Below are 18,224 nucleotides of genomic sequence, written 5' to 3' on the forward strand. Positions count from 1 at the left end.
AAGATGCCAGATATTCATTATCCTCCCCGGTTGATTCTCATGTTTTCCTCTTATAATTGTCTCGCTAACAGTAGAATTAGTTATATTCTTCGTTCGTTAAATCGCCGATTAATCGGCAGCTTCTATTGCACATATCGTTAACAAAACCGCCGCGCTCTTTTTTTACGTCCACAAATTCCCTACAATCCAGCTCATGTATGCCAATAAATTATGAGGATCTCATGGGCACGGCCAAACACAGTAAACTGCTTATTCTTGGTTCTGGACCTGCGGGATACACCGCTGCGGTCTACGCAGCGCGCGCAAATCTGCAGCCGGTACTGATTACCGGAATGGAAAAAGGCGGTCAGCTGACCACCACCACGGAAGTGGAAAACTGGCCAGGCGATCCTAACGATCTGACCGGACCGCTGCTGATGGAGCGCATGCATGAACATGCCACCAAATTTGAAACCGAAATTATTTTCGATCATATCAACAGCGTCGACCTGCAAAACCGTCCGTTCCGTCTGGTCGGCGACAGCGGCGAATACACCTGCGATGCCCTGATTATTGCCACCGGCGCTTCAGCACGCTATCTGGGTCTTCCCTCGGAAGAAGCGTTTAAGGGCCGCGGCGTGTCTGCCTGCGCGACCTGCGACGGTTTCTTCTATCGTAACCAGAAGGTTGCCGTCATCGGCGGCGGCAATACGGCCGTCGAAGAGGCGCTGTACCTGTCTAATATCGCTTCCGAAGTGCATTTGATCCACCGTCGTGACGGCTTCCGCGCGGAAAAAATCCTTATCAAACGCCTGATGGACAAAGTGGAGAGCGGCAATATCGTGCTGCACACCCACCGTACGCTGGAAGAAGTGACCGGCGACCAGATGGGCGTAAGCGGCTTGCGTCTGCGCGATACCCAGAATGCGGATAACGTTGAATCCCTGGAGGTTGCGGGGCTGTTCGTGGCTATCGGCCACAGCCCGAACACGGCAATTTTCGCCGGTCAGCTGGAGCTGGAAAACGGCTACATTAAAGTCCAGTCCGGCATCCACGGCAACGCCACCCAGACCAGCATCCCGGGCGTCTTCGCCGCCGGCGACGTGATGGATCATATCTACCGTCAGGCGATAACTTCTGCGGGTACCGGCTGCATGGCAGCGCTGGACGCGGAGCGCTATCTGGATGGTTTAGCCGACGCTTGCAAATAATCTTTACAAGTCAGTAACAAAGGTAAAGAAGGCGACGAAAAGTCGCCTTTATTTTTGCCTCGTTGTAACATTGCCGTGCCCAAAAAACTCATAACTACACCTGCTAAGCGCGCAATGAATAAAACCCGTCAACAAGAGTTAACCCGTTGGTTAAAAGATCAAAGCATTATCTCCCGTCGCTGGTTGATGATTTCCCGCGTATTGGGCGTCGTTAGCGGCCTGTTGATCGTCGCCCAGGCCTGGTTCCTGGCGAGGATCCTCCATCGCATGATTATGGAAAATATCCCCGCGACGGCGCTGCTGCTGCCCTTTACGCTACTGGTGCTGGTCTTTGTGCTGCGCGCCTGGGTGGTCTGGCTGCGTGAAAGAGTGGGTTTTCAGGCCGGTCAACATATCCGCCTTGAGATCCGCCGTCAGGTTCTGGATCGTTTACAGCAGGCGGGACCGGCGTGGATACAGGGCAAACCTGCGGGTAGCTGGGCCACGCTGATCCTTGAGCAGATCGACGATATGCATGACTACTATGCTCGCTATTTGCCGCAGATGACGCTGGCCGCCTCTGTACCGTTGCTGATTGTTATCACGATTTTCCCCATCAACTGGGCCGCGGCGCTGATTCTGCTGGGTACCGCACCGCTTATTCCGCTGTTTATGGCGCTGGTGGGAATGGGCGCGGCTGATGCCAACCGGCGCAACTTTCTCGCTCTGGCGCGTTTAAGCGGCCATTTTCTCGATCGCCTGCGCGGTATGGAAACGCTGCGTATTTTTCATCGCGGCGAAGCGGAGACGGACAACATACGCGAGGCCTCGCAGGATTTCCGCCAGCGAACAATGGAAGTGCTGCGCCTGGCGTTTCTCTCCTCCGGTGTCCTGGAGTTTTTCACCTCGCTGTCGATTGCGCTGGTCGCCGTTTACTTTGGTTTTTCCTATCTGGGAGAGCTCAACTTTGGCCATTACGGCGCCGGGGTGACGTTGATGTCCGGTTTCCTCGCCCTGATTCTGGCTCCTGAGTTTTTCCAGCCACTGCGCGATTTAGGCACCTTTTATCATGCGAAAGCGCAGGCGATTGGCGCCGCCGATAGCCTGAAGACCTTTATGGAAGCGCCGCTGGCGCAGGCAGAGCGTGGGGAAAAGGCATTAAAAGATGATGAAACGGTAAGCCTTGAAGCTCGCGACCTGCTGATTAAGTCTCCCGAAGGGAAAGTGCTGGCCGGGCCGCTGAATTTTTCCCTGCGCGCCGGTGAACGCGTGGTGCTGGTTGGGCAAAGCGGCTCGGGAAAAAGCTCGCTACTGAATACGTTAACGGGTTTTCTTCCCTATGACGGCTCGCTCAAGGTCAATGGCGTCGAGTTAAAGAGTCTGGATGCCGACCGCTGGCGTCGTCTCCTGAGCTGGGTCGGGCAAAATCCGCAGCTGCCCGCGGCGACGCTGCGCGAAAACGTCCTGCTCTCCTGCCCTGAAGCCACCGAAGCGCAGCTGCAGCTTGCGCTGGATAAAGCCTGGGTTAGCGAGTTCGTCTCTCTTCTGCCGCAGGGTATTAATACGCCTGTTGGCGATCAGGCCGGCCGGCTGTCGGTCGGGCAGGCTCAGCGCGTCGCCGTCGCACGAGCGCTGCTGGTGCCCTGTCGTCTGCTGCTGCTTGATGAGCCTGCCGCCAGCCTTGACGCGCATAGCGAACAGCGCGTGATGCAGGCGCTGACCAATGCATCAACGCAGCAAACCACGCTAATGGTTACCCATCAGCTGGAAGGACTGGCGAGCTGGGATGCGATCTGGGTTATGCAGGATGGTCGAATTGTTGAGCAAGGCAGCTATTCGCAGCTGGCGGCCGCTGGCGGCCCCTTCGCGACCCTGCTCGCTCATCGTCAGGAGGAGATTTAAATGCGCGCATTATGGCCTTACCTGGCGCTGTACAAACGACACAAATGGCTGTTGCTGCTCGGTATCGTGCTGGCGATCGTGACGCTGCTGGCCAGCATTGGCTTATTAACGCTATCCGGCTGGTTCCTGTCGGCATCAGCCGTCGTTGGCGTGGCGGGCATCTACAGCTTTAACTATATGCTGCCAGCCGCAGGCGTGCGCGGCGCGGCGATTATTCGCACCGCTGGCCGCTACTTTGAGCGTCTGGTCAGCCATGACGCCACCTTCCGCGTTCTGCAGCACCTGCGGGTCTTTACCTTCAGTAAGCTGCTGCCGCTCTCCCCCGCCGGGCTGGCGCGTTTTCGTCAGGGCGAGCTGCTTAACCGGGTGGTTGCAGATGTCGATACCCTGGATCATCTCTATTTGCGCGTCATATCACCGCTGGTAGGCGCGCTGGTGGTGATCCTGGTCGTCACCGTAGGGTTGAGCGTGCTGGACGCCACTCTGGCCCTGACCCTCGGTGGTATTATGCTGCTCACCCTGCTGGTGATGCCGCCGCTGTTCTATCGCGCAGGTAAACCCGCAGGTGAAAGCATAACCCGGCTTCGCGGGCAATATCGCCAGCATCTGACCTCATGGCTCCAGGGACAGGCGGAACTCATGCTGTTCAACGCCAGCGACCGCTACCGGCAGCAAATGGAAAAAACGGAAGCGCGCTGGCTGGATGCGCAGCGTCGCCAGGCTGAGCTGACCGCGCTCTCTCAGGCGCTGATGCTGCTGATTGGCGGAATTGCGGTTATCGCTATGCTGTGGCTCGCCTCCGCGGGCGTTGGCGGCGATACTCAGCCAGGGGCGCTGATTGCGCTGTTTGTCTTCTGCGCGCTGGCGGCGTTTGAAGCGCTGGCGCCGGTAACCGGCGCATTTCAGCATCTGGGGCAGGTGATCGCCTCCGCAAAGCGCATCACGCAAATTACCGAGCAAGAGCCGGAAGTGACTTTCACTCATGGCGAAGGCCAGACGCTGGAGAACGTCTCGTTACGCTTACATCAGGTCACCTTCAGCTATCCGCAGCAGCCCTCCCCCGCGCTGGAGAAAGTGTCATTGCAGATCGAGGCCGGAGAGCATATCGCCATCCTCGGACGAACAGGCTGCGGTAAATCGACCCTGCTGCAGCTGCTGACCCGTGCATGGGATCCGGCTGAAGGGGAAATCTTACTCAACAATCAGCCGCTGGGGCAGTTTAATGAGGCGACGCTGCGCCGGGCGATGAGCGTCGTGCCGCAGCGCGTACATCTGTTCAGCGCTACGCTGCGCGACAACCTGCTGCTGGCTTCTCCCGGAGCCAGCGATGCCCGGCTTGCGCAAACGCTTGAACGCGTCGGCTTAGCGAAATTACTGGAAGATAGCGGTCTGAACAGCTGGCTGGGTGAAGGCGGTCGTCAGCTTTCCGGCGGCGAGCTGCGCAGGCTGGCTATCGCCCGCGCCCTGCTTCACGATGCGCCGGTCATGCTGCTTGATGAACCTACTGAAGGCCTCGATGCGACGACCGAAAGTCAAATCCTTGATTTACTGGCGGAAGTGATGCGTGAAAAAACCGTGTTAATGGTAACCCATCGCCTGCGCGGACTGGCGCGTTTTAATCAGATAATAGTCATGGACAACGGGAAGATTATTGAGCAAGGTAGTCACGCAGAACTGCTGGTTGAACAGGGGCGTTACTACCAGTTTAAGCAGCGCCTGTAGGCTACTATTGAATCATTGCCTGATGCGTTGAGGTAAAAATGCGGCTGGTTCAGCTCTCTCATCATTCCATCGCCTTCCCCTCCCCGGAAGGCGCTTTACGCGAACCTAATGGCCTGTTAGCGCTGGGCGGCGATCTTAGCCCGGCGCGTTTACTGATGGCCTATCAGCGCGGTATTTTTCCGTGGTTTTCGCCCGGCGACCCTATTTTGTGGTGGTCCCCCGATCCGCGAGCGGTACTGTGGCCAGAGAAATTTCATCTCAGCCGCAGTATGAAGCGTTTCCATCAGCGCTCGCCTTATCGCGTCACGCTGAATCACGCCTTTGGTCAGGTTATCGAGGGCTGCGCCGACCACCGCGATGAGGGAACATGGATAACGCCGGGGATCGTTCAGGCGTACCACCAGCTGCATGAGCTGGGACATGCTCATTCTGTTGAAGTATGGCAGGGAAAGGAATTAGTCGGCGGGATGTACGGCGTCGCGCAGGGCGCGCTGTTTTGCGGAGAGTCGATGTTCAGCCGTGCCGAAAACGCCTCTAAAACCGCGCTGCTGGTCTTTAGCCAGATATTTTCGCAGGATGGCGGAAAATTAATCGATTGTCAGGTGCTGAATAAGCATACGGCGTCGCTGGGCGCAGTGGAGATTCCCCGCCGCGATTACCTCGACTATCTTTCCGTGCTGCGGACGTATCGTCTGCCGGAGCGATTCTGGGTACCAAGGGTGCTATTTGCAGGAGAAGCATAAATGTTTTCAGCACATTTTGTGTTGGGATGTTATAATTGCGCGGTAGAGTAGCTTCTGCCCGTTGCCCCGCCGCCGTTTGGGAATAATAAGAGTCAGATAACACCCATTGTTCTGTCACTCCCCCTTTACGTTTGCGCCTGTCACCCGGTTTATCCGCGTGAATTACGGGTAATGCGCCAAAACTACTTCGGCGATTTGACGTAAAACTTTACATACTTGCTGAACTTCGGCATTATCTTGCCGGTTCAAAACTACGGTAGTGATACCCCAGAGGACTAGATGGCCAAAGAAGACAATATTGAAATGCAGGGCACCGTACTTGATACGCTGCCTAACACTATGTTCCGCGTAGAACTGGAAAACGGTCACGTGGTAACTGCGCATATTTCCGGTAAAATGCGTAAAAACTACATCCGCATTCTGACGGGCGACAAAGTGACTGTTGAGCTGACCCCGTACGACCTGAGCAAAGGCCGCATTGTCTTCCGTAGTCGCTGATCGTTTTCGCGCTTAGCGCGCCAGATGCTGAAGGCCGGGATAATTCCCGGTCTTTTCATTTCTGCGTCATTTACAACTTAAAGCGCGCAGATAAAAAAACCGGCCCTGAGGCCGGTTTTGTCACTGAGTACCGAAACTTAATGCGCCGCTTCCGGTTTGTGCTTCTGCGCACTCTGGAAGTTGTAGGTCAGCGCATTTTTCTCTTTATCCAGTTCAACGGTCACCTGTCCGCCGTCAACCAGTGAGCCAAACAGCAGCTCGTTGGCCAGCGGTTTTTTCAGGTTGTCCTGAATCACCCGCGCCATCGGACGCGCGCCCATGGCCCGGTCGTAGCCTTTCTCGGCCAGCCAATCGCGGGCTTCCTGGCTGACTTCCAAAGAGACGCCTTTCTGATCCAGCTGAACCTGCAGCTCGACGATAAATTTATCCACCACCTGATGGATAACCGTCGTAGACAGATGATCGAACCAGATAATGTTGTCGAGACGGTTACGGAACTCCGGCGTAAAGATCTTTTTGATCTCATCCATCGCATCCGGACTGTTGTCCTGATGGATGAGGCCAATGGATTTACGCTCGGTTTCACGCACCCCGGCGTTGGTGGTCATCACCAGCACCACGTTGCGGAAATCCGCTTTGCGGCCGTTGTTGTCGGTCAGCGTCCCGTTATCCATCACCTGCAGCAGCAGGTTAAAGACGTCCGGATGCGCTTTTTCAATTTCATCCAGCAGCAGCACCGCGTGCGGATGCTTAATAACCGCATCGGTCAGCAGCCCGCCCTGATCGAAACCGACGTAGCCCGGAGGCGCACCGATTAAGCGGCTGACGGTATGACGTTCCATATATTCGGACATATCAAAACGCAGCAGCTCAATGCCCAGCGACTTCGCCAGCTGTACGGTAACCTCGGTTTTACCGACCCCGGTAGGCCCGGCGAACAGGAAAGAGCCGACGGGTTTGTGCTCATGGCCAAGCCCGGCGCGCGCCATCTTGATCGCTTCGGTTAAGGCCTCAATCGCCTTATCCTGGCCGAAGACCAGCATTTTCAGGCGATCGCCGAGGTTTTTCAGCGTATCGCGATCGCTGCGGGAAACGCTCTTCTCAGGTATACGCGCAATCCGCGCCACCACGGACTCAATATCCGCCACGTTAACCGTTTTCTTACGTTTGCTCACCGGCATCAAGCGCGCACGCGCTCCGGCTTCATCAATCACGTCAATCGCCTTATCCGGCAGATGACGATCGTTAATGTACTTCACCGCCAGCTCTACCGCCGCACGTACCGCTTTCGCGGTGTAACGAACGTCGTGGTGCGCTTCATACTTCGGCTTCAGGCCGTTAATAATCTGCACCGTCTCTTCCACGGAAGGTTCGGTGATATCAATTTTCTGGAAACGCCGCGCCAGGGCACGATCTTTTTCAAAGATGTTGCTGAACTCCTGATAGGTCGTCGAGCCAATGACCCGAATCTTACCGCTGGAAAGCAGCGGTTTAATCAGGTTAGCGGCATCGACCTGCCCGCCGGAAGCCGCCCCCGCACCGATAATGGTGTGGATCTCATCGATGAACAGAATACTGTTGGTGTCCTGCTCCAGCTGCTTAAGCAGCGCCTTAAAGCGTTTTTCAAAGTCGCCGCGGTATTTGGTACCTGCCAGCAGCGAGCCAATATCCAGTGAATAGATAGTGCAATCGGCCATCACTTCCGGCACGTCACCCTGCACGATACGCCAGGCAAGACCTTCAGCAATAGCGGTTTTACCAACGCCGGATTCCCCCACCAGCAGCGGGTTGTTCTTGCGGCGGCGGCACAGAACCTGAATAGCACGTTCCAGCTCTTTCTCGCGGCCGATCAGCGGATCGATACCGCCTACGCGGGCAAGCTGGTTGAGGTTGGTGGTGAAGTTTTCCATACGATCCTCCCCGCCTGCTTGCTCTTCGCTGCTGCCAGGCTGACTTCCGCTGTTATCGGAAGACTGGCTCGGCTCGTCTTTACGCGTACCGTGAGAGATGAAATTCACCACATCAAGTCGGCTGACTTCATGTTTACGCAGCAGGTATGCCGCCTGAGATTCCTGTTCGCTAAAAATCGCGACCAGAACGTTGGCGCCGGTGACTTCGCTGCGGCCGGAAGACTGGACGTGGAAAACAGCACGTTGCAGCACGCGCTGGAAGCTCAGCGTCGGCTGAGTGTCGCGCTCTTCTTCCGTTGCAGGCAGTACGGGTGTGGTCTGTTCGATGAAGGCTTCAAGCTCCTGACGCAGCGCGACCAGGTCCACTGAACACGCTTCAAGCGCTTCGCGGGCCGAAGGGTTGCTAAGCAGCGCCAGCAACAAGTGCTCGACGGTCATGAACTCATGACGGTGCTCGCGCGCTCTGGCGAAAGCCATGTTTAAACTGAGTTCCAGTTCTTGATTGAGCATAGGCACCTCCCCCAAGTTTATTGCCTGCATTCAGGCTTTTTCTAGCGTACACAACAACGGATGTTCGTTCTCCCTCGCATACTGGTTCACCATCGATACTTTGGTTTCTGCGACTTCTGCGGTAAACACCCCGCAAATCGCTTTACCTTGATAGTGAACCGTCAGCATCAGTTGCGTTGCACGTTCAACATCATAAGAAAAGAATTTTTGTAACACGTCAATAACAAACTCCATTGGAGTGTAGTCATCATTGACTAATATCACTTTATACATAGATGGCGGTTTAAGCGCATCTTTAACTTCGTCCTCAATTAGCTGATCGAAGTCCAACCAGTCTCTCTTACTCATCGTCAGTGTTCATCATCGGTTGCTGTTGCCAACAGGCGGTGGCCTGTCGATGACCAGAGGCTATGCACATCACAAATCTACAATAGATCATAGATAATTATCATCTATTACTTCCATCCGCGACGTCTGTCACATTCCCCGGCAATAGCGTTAACTGCTTCAAATTTTGACGCATTTTTCACCGTCCCCTGGCGTCAATCGCTTGACGCATTTCCTGATTTCTCTAAATTGTAGTGGCGAGAGTTGGCGAGCAAATGAACAACTCGTCACTCCACTACCGGTTCATTCCATCTTACTTATAAGATTTACGAAGGATGTCGAAGTATGGAAATGGGTACTGTTAAGTGGTTCAACAATGCCAAAGGGTTCGGTTTTATCTGCCCTGAGGGCGGCGGCGAAGACATTTTCGCCCATTACTCGACCATCCAGATGGATGGTTACAGAACGCTAAAAGCCGGACAAGCGGTTCGGTTTGATGTTCACCAGGGGCCAAAAGGTAACCACGCCAGCGTGATTGTCCCTGTTGAAGCTGAAGAAACAGAAACAGCCGCATAACTCTTTTGCTTCATTGTGTACATCCCGCCAGCAAAATGCCAGTCCTTCTGACTGGCATTTTTTTATCGCTACTCGCGCGCCAGGGCGTCGACGGGGTCCAGTCGAGCCGCATTGCGCGCCGGTAGCCAGCCAAACAGCACCCCGGTCAGCGTGGAGCATAAAAACGCGGTCAATAGCGCCAACGGTGAAAAACCGATCTCCCAGCCGGGTAAAAACAGCTGTAATACAAAGGCAATCAGCAGCGAAAGCGTGACGCCCAGCGCCCCGCCGACCAGGCAAACCAGCACCGCCTCGATCAAAAACTGCTGTAAGACATCGCTGGCCCGCGCCCCGACCGCCATACGGATACCGATCTCCCGCGTGCGTTCGGTGACTGAGACCAGCATAATATTCATCACGCCAATCCCGCCGACCACCAGCGCAATCACCGCCACCAGCGTAAGAAACAGCTGTAATGTATGTGTGGTCCGTTCCGCCGTTTTCAAGATGCTGTCCATATTCCAGGTGAAAACATCTTTCTTACCGTGACGCAGTTCCAGTAGACGCAACAGCTGCTGCTCGGCAACCGCGCTGTCGTAGCCTTCATTGACGCGCACGGTGATGGAATTCAGCCACGACTGCCCCATCACCCGGCCAGCCATCGTGGTATAGGGCAACCAGACGCGCAGAATTTTGCTGCTGCCGAACATTGACTGTTTTTCATCCGCCACGCCGATCACCGTCGCGGGCATATTGCCGACCAGAATCACTTCGCCGACGACCCGCGCTTTGTGCGGAAATAGCTGTCGGCGCGCGTTGCTGTCGAGCACCACCACCTGCGCGCGGCTATTTAGCTGAAGCTCGTTAAAGGTGTTGCCTTCGCTAAAGGTCATGCCGTAGACGTTAAAGTACTGCGCCCCCACGCCCTCGGCGCTGGCGGCAACGTCGATGTTATCCGCCCGCAGGCGCAGGCTTTTTGATACCGCCGGGGTCGCCGAGCTCACCCACGGCTGTTTCTGAATAGCAAGCAGATCGTCGTACTTGAGCGATTGCTGATAGCGGGGATCGTCATCGCCGAAATCCTTGCCGGGATATACATCAATGGTATTGGTGCCGATGGCGCGGATATCGGCCAGCACCATCTGCTTCGCGGCATCGCCCACCACCACAATCGACACCACAGATGCGATGCCGATAATAATCCCGAGCATCGTCAGCAGCGTACGCATTTTATTCGCCGCCATCGCGCGCCAGGCCATGATCAGCGCTTCGCGAAAGCCGCTGCTGAACTGACGCCACGCCGACGGTTCGGCCGCCGTGCGCTGGCGCAGTACGCCGCCTTGCGCCGGACTCAGCGCGGGCGGATTACGCACGATTTCACCGTCGTGTATCTCAATCACCCGCTCCGCCTGGGCCGCCACCTGCGGATCATGGGTGACGATAATCACCGTATGCCCCTGCGCTTTTAGCTGGTGAAGTATCCCCATGACCTCTTCGCCGGAGCGGCTGTCCAGCGCACCGGTTGGCTCATCCGCCAGAATCACTTCCCCGCCGTTCATCAGGGCGCGGGCGATACTCACCCGCTGCTGCTGGCCGCCGGAGAGCTGCGAAGGCTGATATTCAGCTCTGTCGCCCAGCCCCAGCCGAACCAGCAGCTCATGGGCCCGGGCCAGGCGCGCTTTGCGCTCGGCGCCAGCATAAACCGCAGGAACTTCCACGTTCTGCGCCGCGGTGAGATGCGATAACAGGTGATAGCGCTGGAAAATAAAACCGAAATGTTCCCGCCGCAGGCGCGCCAGCTCGTCGCCGTTGAGGCGAGCCACGTCCGTTCCCGCGACCCGGTAGGTACCGCCGGTCGGTTTGTCCAGACAGCCGAGAATATTCATCAGCGTGGATTTCCCGGAGCCGGACGCGCCGACGATTGCCACCATCTCACCGGCGGCAATGTTCAACGTAATGCCTTTCAGCACCTCAACGTTGCCATCGCCGGAGGGGTAGCTGCGGCGAATATCACGCAGTTCCAGTAACGCCGTCATTTCGCCGCTCCGGCCGCACCTTCGCCGATAATGACTTCATCCCCCTCGTCCAGCCCTTTCACCACCGCCACATCGGTGTCGTTACGCGCGCCGATAACGATTTCACGCTCTTTAACTTCACCGGTACGCAGCAGACGCACGTGATAGCGGTTATCGCCGATGGCCTCACCCAGCGCGCTCAGCGGGATGGTAATAACATTTTTCACTTCTGAGAGCTGAATATGCACCTGGGCGGTCATCTCCAGACGCAAGATGCCCTGCGGGTTCGGCACTTCAAAACGGGCGTAGTAGAAAATAGCGTCGTTGACCTTTTCGGGCGTCGGGAGAATATCCTTCAGCGTTCCTTCATAGCGCGTCAGCGGATCGCCCAGTACGGTAAACCAGGCCTTTTGCCCCGGCTTAAGATGAATGACGTCCGCTTCCGAGACCTGCGCCTTCACCAGCATGGTGCTGAGATCGGCCAGGGTCAAAATATTCGGCGCCTGCTGGGCGGCAATCACCGTCTGCCCCTGCAGGGTGGTGATTTGCGTCACTTCTCCGGACATCGGCGCCAGAATTTTGGTGTAGTCGAGGTTGGTTTTGGCCGTATCCAGGGTCGCCTGATTGCGTTTGACCTGGGCTTCAATCGTGCCGATTTGCGCCTCTTTGACCGCTAAGTCGGTCGCGGCGGTATCGAGGTCCTGGCGAGAGACCAGCTGCCGCTGCGCCAGCTGCTGCTGACGAGCCAGCGTCGCCGCAGACAGTTTACGTTCCGCGCGCGCCTGGTTCAGCTGCGCCCGTAGCTCCATCAACGTCGCTTCGACTTCCTTTATCTGGTTTTCCGCCTGCTCCGGGTCGATAACCCCCAGCAGCTGGTCTTTTTTCACTTTGTCGCCAATCTCGACGCGCAGCGTTTTTAGCTGCCCGCTCACCTGCGCCCCGACGTCCACTTTTTTCAACGCATCGAGCTTACCGGTCGCCAGCACGCTCTGCTGAAGGTCGCCTTTACGCACCACCAGCGTCTGATACTGCGGCAGCGGCGCATTCAGAATTCGCCATCCCCAGACGGCGAGGGCCAGCACGACAATCGCCAGCAGCCACCAAACTTTCCTGCGCTTTCCATTTAATTTCATAACAATTCCTGATGTTTTAACCCGCAGAACCCGCGACAATTCTATCTAAATGCGGCAATAGAATAACGCGCATTTTTAGATGCGCTTCATTTTTGTTTAACTGAAGTTGAGGGTATGCAGATGAAGACCTGCCGGGATGGATAGCCCGGCAGAAAGAGAGAAACAGCGGCCAGCGCTAATCCGCGCGTCCGCGCGCCAGCCATAGCACGCGAGAGAACATTTTTTTCAACAGCGTCGGAATGGCGTCAACCCCGCGCCGTCCGGCCTCCATCGCCACTTCAATCGCCAGGTCGGGCTTAGACGAGCGATGAATCGCTTTGGTGATCACCCGCCGCATATTCATGGGTATATTCATCGGCAGCTGCGCGACCCGGTGATAAACATCGTCGAAGCCCTGACGGTACATAAAATGCTCCATATCCATCGCCGGTAGCGCGGTGAGATGGTCTCGCTCCAGCATTTTATCGTCATTCAACAAACTGCGAACGGTGGCGGCGTATTTCTTCCCGGCTTCATCGCCATCCACCAGCACATGCCACTCAATACCCATTCGCCGGGCGAATTTAATCAGCGGTTTCAAACCCGACTGGGCAAACTCAATGACCTTCACCCCTTCCGCATCAAAGTGATGGCCGCACTGGCGGGCCAGCTCGTTGATAACCCAGGTTTCCGTCTCCCCCTCCACCAGCAGCCAGCAGCGGGCAAACAGCGATGAAGCGCGGTTAAAGCGAATATGAAACGCGATGCGCCGGCTGTCTTCCGCATTCATCCCGCCGGGCCCCAGCCGCCAGGCCGACACTCGTGAAGATTCACGCACCAGCCGACAGACGTGCTCGACGGGCGTTAATGACAGCAGCTCGCCGGAGTTCGTTGTCGTCACCCGCTGCAGCGGCAGTAAATTGAGCAAATGCCAGGCCACCGACAGCATAATAGGATGCAGCCGGGTTTCCGGGTCCTCAATCAACAAGAGCGGCCGCGCATCGCGATCGAGTCTTACCGTGCCTTTCGCCTGCAGCAGAGTCGAAAACAGCCCCAATAAAATCACCCGATGGCTGCGCCCGCCGGGCTTGTCGATCATCCTGTTGATAATATCCAGGTAGCGCCAGCTGCGCTGTTCATCATGTGAATGACGGCGCATCAGACGATGGCGCGACTGCGCGCTGCTCTGCTCGGCAAAATAGTGCTCCAACAACTGCACCATAGCCGACAGCCCCTGGCGGATCTGCCCATCGGTTAAATTTTGCGGATGATGTACCAGTTCGCGAGAGAGGAAATCAAGCTGGCGAGCGGTAATTTCGATCTGCGGCGAGTGCGGAACGGTGCCGTTGTGGATCCGTCGCATAAAGCGGGCGTCGCGTAGCCGCAGAACCGGCATCAGCCGTACCAGGTGACGGGCGAGTTCATCAATATCGTCAAGCTCCAGCGCTTTCCCTTCACCATCAATAAAGCTGCGCAGAGTCATCACGCTGTCGTCATCGGCAAGCTCCCCCTCCAGGCGATAGAAAACGCGCTGATAGCCATCGTCGCAGGGAACCCAGCAGCTGCTGAGAGGACGATAGCGTCGAACCCGATGGCGACCGGGTTCATTTTCACGGAAGGTCAGGATGATATGCAGATGATGCTCGCGCCCCTGAATATCGCCGGGCGGAAACCAAAAATCTTCCCGAACAAAATGATAGAGGTCGAACTCCGGCGACAGGAGCAGCGTCAGGGCATCCAGCAGGCTGGATTTACCCCAGGCATTTTCGCCAATCAGCACGTTATTTTGTTCCAGCATCAACGATAATCGGTTAATGCCGCGAAAACCGACTATTTCTACGCGCTCAAGATGCATATGCCCTCCGCTCAGTGGCGACTATCTCCTTCAGTTATCAGCAGTATAGCGAGGTGAGCATCAACATGACACTCCGGGCGTCTGCGAATCGCTCATGGCTGCAGGGGGGAATGTGATGCGCCGTACTTCACTTAATTGAGAAACGCATTCATCATTGAAAGTCGTTTTTTTAACCGTTTTTGTTCTACACTTTTAAAAAATCCGACATGAAAAGGAATCCCAGCGCATTGTTCTAAATCAAATTACATCAATTTATTTAACTGGTCCCAAGGTGGCGATCGTCCCTAGAATAGCGTCGCTTTATTCTGGTCGTCATTCTTTGTGGCGAAAATAAAGGCCGGCACGAAAACTCGTGCGCGTTTACGTTTTTATTGAGGTGGTTATGTTTAGAAAATTAGCAGCAGAATGCTTTGGTACATTCTGGCTGGTATTTGGTGGTTGCGGCAGCGCCGTTCTGGCTGCGGCATTCCCTGAGCTGGGAATTGGTTTTGCCGGCGTCGCGCTGGCTTTCGGTTTAACCGTATTAACCATGGCGTATGCCGTCGGTCATATTTCCGGCGGACACTTTAACCCGGCGGTAACTTTAGGTTTATGGGCCGGCGGTCGTTTCCCGGCCAGGGACGTGATTGGTTATATTATCGCCCAGGTTGTCGGCGGTATTATCGCCGCCGCTATTCTGTACGTTGTCGCCAGCGGTAAAGCGGGCTTTGACGCCGCCGCTAGCGGATTCGCATCGAACGGCTATGGCGAACATTCTCCCGGCGGTTTCTCCATGCTCTCCGCTATTGTGATTGAGATCGTCCTGACCTGCGGCTTCCTGCTGGTCATTCACGGCGCCACGGATAAAAACGCACCTGCCGGCTTCGCTCCTGTCGCTATTGGCCTGGCGCTAACGCTTATCCACCTGATCAGCATTCCGGTCACCAACACGTCGGTAAACCCGGCGCGCAGTACCGCGGTAGCGATATTTCAGGGCGGCTGGGCGCTGCAGCAGCTGTGGCTATTCTGGGTGATGCCGATTATCGGCGGCATTCTCGGCGGCGTGCTCTACCGCACCCTGCTGGAAAAACGCAGCTAAACTTCCCCCACTTTTCTTGAGGCCCGGTGCTGCCGGGCCTTTCTTTTTTTCCACCACTTTACTCAGTCCGGCGATTTGGGTAGTGTCAGGGGCGCTATTTTCATTCTGCAAGGACCAGGTCGTTCATGTTTTCGGGACTTTTAATCATTCTGCTGCCGTTGGTTATAGGCTATCTTATTCCTCTTCATCGGCCATCAGCCCTTAAACTCATCGCGCGACTTCTGAGCTGGATTGTCTACGTTATTCTCTTTTTTATGGGTATTAGCCTGGCCTTCCTGGATAATCTGGCCAGCAACCTCCTGGCGATCCTTCATTATGCGGCGGTCAGCGTCGTTATTATTCTGCTGTGCAATATTGCCGCCCTGATGTGGCTCGAGCAAAAAATGCCCTGGCAAAATCATCATCGTCAGGAAAAATTACCCTCCCGTCTGGCAATGGCTCTGGAATCCCTTCAGCTATGCGGCGTGGTATTTATTGGTTTTATGATTGGTCTGAGCGGTATATCCTTTTTACAACACGCCACCGAGGCCAGCGAATATACCCTGATCTTCCTTTTGTTCCTCATCGGTATTCAACTGCGCAATAATGGCATGACGCTGCGGCAGATCGTACTGAATCGCCGCGGAATGATTGTCGCGGTAGTGGTCATGGTCAGTTCACTGCTGGGCGGTATCATCAACGCCTTTATTCTCGACCTGCCGCTAAAAACCGGGCTGGCCATGGCTTCCGGGTTTGGCTGGTATTCGCTCTCCGGGATCCTGCTGACCGAATCCTATGGCCCGGTAATTGGCAGCGCGGCCTTCTTTAACGATCTTGCCCGCGAGCTGCTGGCGATAATGCTTATCCCCGGACTGGTGCGCCGCAGCCGTTCCACCGCGCTGGGCCTTTGCGGCGCGACATCAATGGACTTTACGCTGCCGGTACTGCAACGCTCTGGCGGGGTGGAGATTGTGCCGGCGGCCATCGTTCATGGCTTCATTCTCAGTCTGCTGGTGCCCATATTGATGGCTTTCTTCTCCGCTTAATACCTCTCTGGCGGTAGTCTCCTGCCGCCAATTTTGCGCTAAATCAATCTCCCCGTAAGTTGTATCAGAAATACCTTTTCTCTTCTCGCGCTCGGGCATAACCTTAAACATGTATATTAAATATAACTTTAAAAAAGGTGTGACCATGTTTTGTGTGCAATGTGAACAAACCATCCGTACCCCGGCAGGGAACGGCTGCTCTTACGCGCAGGGTATGTGCGGGAAAACGGCCGAAACGTCCGATCTGCAGGATCTGCTGATTGCCTCTCTGCAGGGGCTCTCCGCCTGGGCGCTTAAAGCCCGTGAATACGGCATCATCGACCACGACATCGACAGCTTTGCGCCGCGCGCTTTTTTCTCCACGCTGACCAACGTTAACTTCGATTCCCCGCGTATCGTTGGCTATGCGCGCGAGGCCATCACCCTGCGTGAAGCGCTGAAAGCCCAGTGCCTGAACATTGATGCCCACGCGACGGTTAACAACCCGATGGCCGATCTGCAGCTGGCGAGCGACGATCTTGGCGACCTGCAGCGCCAGGCGGCGGAATTCACCCCGAACAAAGACAAAGCGGCCATCGGCGAGAACATTCTCGGCCTGCGCCTGCTGTGCCTGTACGGCCTGAAAGGCGCTGCGGCTTATATGGAGCACGCGCACGTTCTGGGTCAGTACGACAACGACATCTACGCCCAGTACCATAAAATCATGGCGTGGCTCGGTACCTGGCCTGCCGATATGAACGCGCTGCTGGAGTGCTCGATGGAAATCGGCCAGATGAACTTCAAAGTGATGAGCATTCTGGACGCTGGTGAGACCACTAAATATGGTCACCCCACCCCGACTCAGGTCAACGTCAAAGCGACCGAAGGCAAATGCATTCTGATTTCCGGCCATGACCTGAAAGATCTGTACAACCTGCTGGAGCAAACCGAAGGTACCGGGGTTAACGTCTACACCCACGGTGAAATGCTGCCAGCGCACGGTTACCCGGAACTGCGTAAATTCAAGCATCTGATTGGTAACTACGGCAGCGGCTGGCAAAACCAGCAGGTTGAGTTTGCCCGCTTCCCTGGCCCGATTGTGATGACCTCTAACTGCATCATCGACCCAACCGTCGGCGCCTATGACGACCGTATCTGGACCCGCAGCATCGTCGGCTGGCCAGGCGTCAATCATCTGGAAGGCGAAGATTTCGCCCCGGTTATCGCCCAGGCGCAGCAGATGGCGGGCTTCCCGTACAGCGAGATCCCGCACCTGATCACCGTTGGCTTCGGTCGTCAGACCCTGCTGGGCGCGGCTGATACGCTGATCGACCTGGTGAGCCGTGAAAAACTGCGCCATATCTTCCTGGTGGGCGGCTGCGACGGGGCGCGCGGCGAACGTAACTACTTCACCGATTTCGCCACCAGCGTACCGGACGACTGCCTGATCCTGACCCTGGCCTGCGGTAAATACCGTTTCAACAAACTCGAATTCGGCGATATCGAAGGTCTACCGCGTCTGGTCGATGCCGGTCAGTGTAACGACGCTTACTCTGCCATCATCCTGGCGGTCACCCTGGCTGAGAAACTGGGTTGCGGCGTGAACGACCTGCCGCTGTCTCTGGTGCTCTCCTGGTTTGAACAGAAAGCGATTGTTATTCTGCTGACCCTGCTGTCGCTGGGCGTGAAAAATATCGTCACCGGCCCGACGGCGCCGGGCTTCTTCACGCCGGACCTGCTGGCCGTTCTCAACGAGAAATTCGGTCTGCGTTCCGTGACCACCGTTGAAGAAGACATGAAGCAGCTGCTGAGCGCGTAAGGAGT

Annotated in this window: 14 protein-coding genes; 9 read left to right on the forward strand and 5 right to left on the reverse strand. The window is 56.0% G+C overall.

Annotated elements, in window-relative coordinates; translation table 11 throughout:
- Positions 1–221: 221 nt before the first annotated feature.
- From trxB to infA, 5 genes are all read left to right on the forward strand, one after another.
- Positions 222–1,190: a thioredoxin-disulfide reductase gene (gene trxB, locus ACESQ2_RS21950; RefSeq protein ID WP_004849433.1), complete on the forward strand. Its 969-nt coding sequence runs from the start codon at positions 222–224 to the stop codon at positions 1,188–1,190.
- 114 nt (positions 1,191–1,304) lie between these two features.
- On the forward strand, positions 1,305–3,071 hold the full coding sequence (gene cydD / locus ACESQ2_RS21955; RefSeq protein WP_046877701.1) for a cysteine/glutathione ABC transporter permease/ATP-binding protein CydD: 1,767 nt from the start codon (positions 1,305–1,307) through the stop codon (positions 3,069–3,071).
- On the forward strand, positions 3,072–4,793 hold the full coding sequence (gene cydC, locus ACESQ2_RS21960; RefSeq protein WP_373171260.1) for a cysteine/glutathione ABC transporter ATP-binding protein/permease CydC: 1,722 nt from the start codon (positions 3,072–3,074) through the stop codon (positions 4,791–4,793). It abuts the gene before it with no gap.
- A gap of 38 nt (positions 4,794–4,831) precedes the next feature.
- Positions 4,832–5,536 (forward strand): leucyl/phenylalanyl-tRNA--protein transferase, encoded by a 705-nt coding sequence (gene aat, locus ACESQ2_RS21965; RefSeq protein WP_009653303.1) that lies wholly within the window; start codon positions 4,832–4,834, stop codon positions 5,534–5,536.
- A gap of 279 nt (positions 5,537–5,815) precedes the next feature.
- Positions 5,816–6,034 (forward strand): translation initiation factor IF-1, encoded by a 219-nt coding sequence (infA, locus tag ACESQ2_RS21970; protein WP_002211347.1) that lies wholly within the window; start codon positions 5,816–5,818, stop codon positions 6,032–6,034.
- A 137-nt stretch (positions 6,035–6,171) separates the two neighbouring features.
- On the opposite strand, the gene clpA is transcribed toward infA, so the two are convergent.
- Positions 6,172–8,454: an ATP-dependent Clp protease ATP-binding subunit ClpA gene (gene clpA, locus ACESQ2_RS21975; protein WP_046877699.1), complete on the reverse strand. Its 2,283-nt coding sequence runs from the start codon at positions 8,452–8,454 to the stop codon at positions 6,172–6,174.
- A 30-nt stretch (positions 8,455–8,484) separates the two neighbouring features.
- Complete coding sequence (gene clpS, locus ACESQ2_RS21980; RefSeq protein WP_004100628.1) at positions 8,485–8,802, reverse strand: ATP-dependent Clp protease adapter ClpS; 318 nt, start codon at positions 8,800–8,802, stop codon at positions 8,485–8,487.
- Between the two features lie 324 nt (positions 8,803–9,126).
- Between clpS and cspD the strand changes: the two genes are divergently transcribed.
- The gene (gene cspD / locus ACESQ2_RS21985; protein ID WP_004100627.1) at positions 9,127–9,357 is read left to right on the forward strand and encodes a cold shock-like protein CspD; all 231 of its coding nucleotides are present in this window, start codon (positions 9,127–9,129) and stop codon (positions 9,355–9,357) included.
- 68 nt (positions 9,358–9,425) lie between these two features.
- On the opposite strand, the gene macB is transcribed toward cspD, so the two are convergent.
- The 3 genes from macB to ACESQ2_RS22000 all read right to left on the reverse strand — a co-directional run bounded on the left by macB (position 9,426) and on the right by ACESQ2_RS22000 (position 14,318).
- Positions 9,426–11,372, reverse strand: coding sequence for a macrolide ABC transporter ATP-binding protein/permease MacB (macB, locus tag ACESQ2_RS21990; protein ID WP_025108294.1), 1,947 nt, complete (start codon positions 11,370–11,372; stop codon positions 9,426–9,428).
- Positions 11,369–12,484, reverse strand: a complete 1,116-nt coding sequence (gene macA, locus ACESQ2_RS21995; RefSeq protein ID WP_014228619.1) for a macrolide transporter subunit MacA — start codon at positions 12,482–12,484, stop codon at positions 11,369–11,371. The genes macB and macA overlap by 4 nt, the downstream gene beginning before the upstream one ends.
- A gap of 175 nt (positions 12,485–12,659) precedes the next feature.
- A complete protein-coding gene (locus ACESQ2_RS22000) occupies positions 12,660–14,318 on the reverse strand; it encodes an ATP-dependent endonuclease (protein ID WP_032748892.1) in 1,659 nt (552 codons plus the stop codon).
- A gap of 382 nt (positions 14,319–14,700) precedes the next feature.
- Here ACESQ2_RS22000 and aqpZ point away from each other — a divergent pair, with 382 nt between their 5' ends.
- From aqpZ to hcp, 3 genes are all read left to right on the forward strand, one after another.
- Positions 14,701–15,396 (forward strand): aquaporin Z, encoded by a 696-nt coding sequence (aqpZ, locus tag ACESQ2_RS22005; protein WP_014228617.1) that lies wholly within the window; start codon positions 14,701–14,703, stop codon positions 15,394–15,396.
- A gap of 125 nt (positions 15,397–15,521) precedes the next feature.
- Positions 15,522–16,421: a lysine exporter LysO family protein gene (locus ACESQ2_RS22010; RefSeq protein WP_014837946.1), complete on the forward strand. Its 900-nt coding sequence runs from the start codon at positions 15,522–15,524 to the stop codon at positions 16,419–16,421.
- Between the two features lie 145 nt (positions 16,422–16,566).
- The gene (gene hcp / locus ACESQ2_RS22015) at positions 16,567–18,219 is read left to right on the forward strand and encodes a hydroxylamine reductase (protein WP_025108293.1); all 1,653 of its coding nucleotides are present in this window, start codon (positions 16,567–16,569) and stop codon (positions 18,217–18,219) included.
- The last annotated feature ends 5 nt before the right edge of the window (positions 18,220–18,224 follow it).

The organism is Klebsiella sp. Q11, from assembly GCF_964241505.1.
GTDB classification, from domain to species: domain Bacteria; phylum Pseudomonadota; class Gammaproteobacteria; order Enterobacterales; family Enterobacteriaceae; genus Klebsiella; species Klebsiella michiganensis.

Bases quoted from the DNA above. Each gene is read 5' to 3' on its own strand.
- ACESQ2_RS22010 (WP_014837946.1), top strand. From the start codon at position 15,522: ATGTTTTCGGGACTTTTAATCATTCTGCTGCCGTTGGTTATAGGCTAT.
- aat (WP_009653303.1), top strand. From the start codon at position 4,832: ATGCGGCTGGTTCAGCTCTCTCATCATTCCATCGCCTTCCCCTCCCCG.
- cspD (WP_004100627.1), top strand. From the start codon at position 9,127: ATGGAAATGGGTACTGTTAAGTGGTTCAACAATGCCAAAGGGTTCGGT.
- macA (WP_014228619.1), bottom strand. From the start codon at position 12,484: ATGAAATTAAATGGAAAGCGCAGGAAAGTTTGGTGGCTGCTGGCGATT.
- infA (WP_002211347.1), top strand. From the start codon at position 5,816: ATGGCCAAAGAAGACAATATTGAAATGCAGGGCACCGTACTTGATACG.
- trxB (WP_004849433.1), top strand. From the start codon at position 222: ATGGGCACGGCCAAACACAGTAAACTGCTTATTCTTGGTTCTGGACCT.
- cydC (WP_373171260.1), top strand. From the start codon at position 3,072: ATGCGCGCATTATGGCCTTACCTGGCGCTGTACAAACGACACAAATGG.
- ACESQ2_RS22000 (WP_032748892.1), bottom strand. From the start codon at position 14,318: ATGCATCTTGAGCGCGTAGAAATAGTCGGTTTTCGCGGCATTAACCGA.
- clpS (WP_004100628.1), bottom strand. From the start codon at position 8,802: ATGAGTAAGAGAGACTGGTTGGACTTCGATCAGCTAATTGAGGACGAA.
- macB (WP_025108294.1), bottom strand. From the start codon at position 11,372: ATGACGGCGTTACTGGAACTGCGTGATATTCGCCGCAGCTACCCCTCC.
- cydD (WP_046877701.1), top strand. From the start codon at position 1,305: ATGAATAAAACCCGTCAACAAGAGTTAACCCGTTGGTTAAAAGATCAA.
- clpA (WP_046877699.1), bottom strand. From the start codon at position 8,454: ATGCTCAATCAAGAACTGGAACTCAGTTTAAACATGGCTTTCGCCAGA.
- hcp (WP_025108293.1), top strand. From the start codon at position 16,567: ATGTTTTGTGTGCAATGTGAACAAACCATCCGTACCCCGGCAGGGAAC.
- aqpZ (WP_014228617.1), top strand. From the start codon at position 14,701: ATGTTTAGAAAATTAGCAGCAGAATGCTTTGGTACATTCTGGCTGGTA.